General features: G+C 34.9%; 4 protein-coding genes. 1 reads left to right on the top strand and 3 read right to left on the bottom strand.

Annotated features, from left to right (window positions below; genetic code table 11):
* A partial coding sequence (locus G7Y57_RS17925; protein WP_221412158.1) for a hypothetical protein occupies positions 1 to 239 on the top strand: 239 nt, incomplete at its 5' end.
* 51 nt (positions 240 to 290) lie between these two features.
* Here G7Y57_RS17925 and G7Y57_RS17790 read toward each other — a convergent pair.
* The 3 genes from G7Y57_RS17790 to G7Y57_RS17780 all read right to left on the bottom strand — a co-directional run.
* Entirely contained in the window at positions 291 to 1,043 is a 753-nt protein-coding gene (locus tag G7Y57_RS17790) for a hypothetical protein (RefSeq protein ID WP_165027341.1), read from the bottom strand.
* 12 nt (positions 1,044 to 1,055) lie between these two features.
* Complete coding sequence (locus tag G7Y57_RS17785; RefSeq protein WP_165027338.1) at positions 1,056 to 1,841, bottom strand: hypothetical protein; 786 nt, start codon at positions 1,839 to 1,841, stop codon at positions 1,056 to 1,058.
* Between the two features lie 4 nt (positions 1,842 to 1,845).
* Positions 1,846 to 2,369, bottom strand: a 524-nt coding sequence (locus G7Y57_RS17780) for a hypothetical protein (protein ID WP_221412157.1), incomplete at its 5' end; no start/stop codon positions are given.

The raw sequence follows: 2,369 nt of genomic DNA, 5'->3' as shown, positions 1-2,369 counted from the left end.
AAAGAGAGACAAAGAGAAATATTAATGTACTTAAGCGCGTTGCACTTATACAAGACATTGTAAGGGAACGGCATGAGGTAGGCAATCAAAGTAAATCTAAGCGGCAAGTGTGGCGGTACTATGTAAACTCTATTTATCCAATGTCCGAACGGTCATTTTATCGGTATATGGGTATGAATGTAAAACAAGAAATACTAAAGACAAATTACGGTCAAATGTCGATAGAGTTTAACGGATAAATAAAAAGCCTCGCGAATTATTCGCGGGGCTTTTGTCGTTTTATAAATGGCTTATTTACTTTTTCTTAAATAGCCTCTAGCTTCATAGCAATTTGCATCTTCACAAATTATCTCCTCCGATACTTCGTTACAATCTGTTTTTTTTGCGATCAGATTTAGAAAGTCGGTATAAGACAAATCGTTGATCTTTAGATATGGGGGCGAATAGCTAACCTTATCTTTATACCATATACCCTCTTTTTGGAAATAAGAAGCCCACGCAATAATATCACCTTTTTGTTGGTTGGTGTCTTTTTCGGCAACTAAACCAACAATCCAAAAAGAACTAAGCGCGGTAAAGTCTTTATCTAGTTCGACTATAATGTTAAGATAAGTATGTCCAAGACCTAAATTTCTATCTATTGATATGTCTATGCCATTGTCAGAGCTAAAATTTTGTGCTATATTGTATCTTAGGCTAAAGCACCTTTTATTTGCATGGTCGAACAAATAAAAATCATACACGGGTATATAAAGCCCATCTTCTAATGAACCAATAATATACTCATTCGCAAATGTACCGAATAGTGAAAAATCGCCGTAACTATCTAAATATAACATTTTGTAATTTTTGCCATACATAAAACTTTGTTTGTTATCCAACTTATTAAAATAGCTCGTCGTTGTATCGGTGTTTACATCTATACTGATATGTTTATCTTTAACCCTAAAACTATCTAAGATAGTGGTAAACTTTTCTTGACTATATAGTTGAGCAATACAGCAAAGCGAAAGTATTAGAGCTATAAATATTTTTTTTATCATTATATTTTTATATTAAGGGGTTACTATAAGTCCGCAATTACCGATTCGTATATCCGTAATATATGTAGGGAAATCGTTTTCTTGCCATCCCATAGGAAATAATTTAGCCCCGCCGTTATCCGTTTCGCCTTCGTCGGGCGGCATTATGATAGAGTATTTAAGCAAATTGTCGGCGGTTACGACCCCAACACCTTGTATTATATTTCTGTCCTTATCTCTCTTTGGTATAGTGGGCATTGTAGAAGTCCAATTAATTCCGTACATATTTACACGGCTACCCGTAAATCGCTGTAAATTACTTAAGAAACTTTTGTTGTTAGCACTGTTACATGACCCTAAAACGAAATTACCGCCGCTTTTTACATTGCTTACGATAAATCTTAAATGTTCTACATTCATATATCTTTTAGGGTGATTTTTGAAAACCTTATCTTTGTCTTTTATAACATCATCTATATCACTGCCAAATACTTGAGTTTTGAAATTGTTATCAGCAAAAAAAACCAAATCGTCGCCAGCAGCTACATTGCCGTGCGAAATGAGTACAATGTTATCGGCTTTATTATTACCCATTAATTTTATAAGTTGGGTTTCGGCGTCCAATAAGTCCATTGCATACACGCCGAACCAACCGATAGTTTCGAGGTCTTTAAACTCAATTACATCCTTATCTTTGTCTATATCGTCAGGATCGTTGGGGTTGGGTTTAAAATCAATTACAATATATACATTTTCTATCGACGTCCAAGTTTGCACGAGTACATTATCGTTATTTGCGTCTAAAATTTCTAAAGCCATAGTATTAAAGTGTGTAGTTAATTTTGAAGTTTTCTATTGTGGCGATGCCGTCGGCGTCTACTTTGCCTGACACGCTTAATTCGTCTTTACCGCCCGCAAATTTTCGGTTGTTTTTAGACTTTAGTATAATTGTAGCGGTGTCGCCCTCGTTGTAGTCCATTGTTTCAATAAAGAGAGTGACGGGGTAATTCGGATAATCAATATATTTTTTCGTGTCTTGCTCTCCTTTTTTCCAATATACATCTTTTACCTTAAGTTTGGTTTCTTCTTGTGGTTGCGCGTCTTGTCGATTAATATCTGTTTGCCACCAATTTTTTTGGAAAACGAGTTCTTTATTTACCCGTATTGTGGCGGGCGATAGTGTAAAGTGTATAATATAATTGAAAAGTAGTCCACTAAAATAATTGAAAAGTATACCACCGGTTAAGTAAAATCCGCTAGAGCTTCTAATAAAGCCCTGCATTTTACTAACAAATATTAACATTATAAATTCCTTTGTGTATGAAACACTAACACAGAGGGTAAAAT

Origin of the sequence: Dysgonomonas sp. ZJ279 (assembly GCF_011039205.1) — a bacterium.
Lineage (GTDB): Bacteria > Bacteroidota > Bacteroidia > Bacteroidales > Dysgonomonadaceae > Dysgonomonas.
This window is presented reverse-complemented; position numbering and strand designations above follow the sequence as displayed.

Bases quoted from the DNA above. Each gene is read 5' to 3' on its own strand.
- G7Y57_RS17785 (WP_165027338.1), bottom strand. From the start codon at position 1,841: ATGGCTTTAGAAATTTTAGACGCAAATAACGATAATGTACTCGTGCAA.
- G7Y57_RS17790 (WP_165027341.1), bottom strand. From the start codon at position 1,043: ATGATAAAAAAAATATTTATAGCTCTAATACTTTCGCTTTGCTGTATT.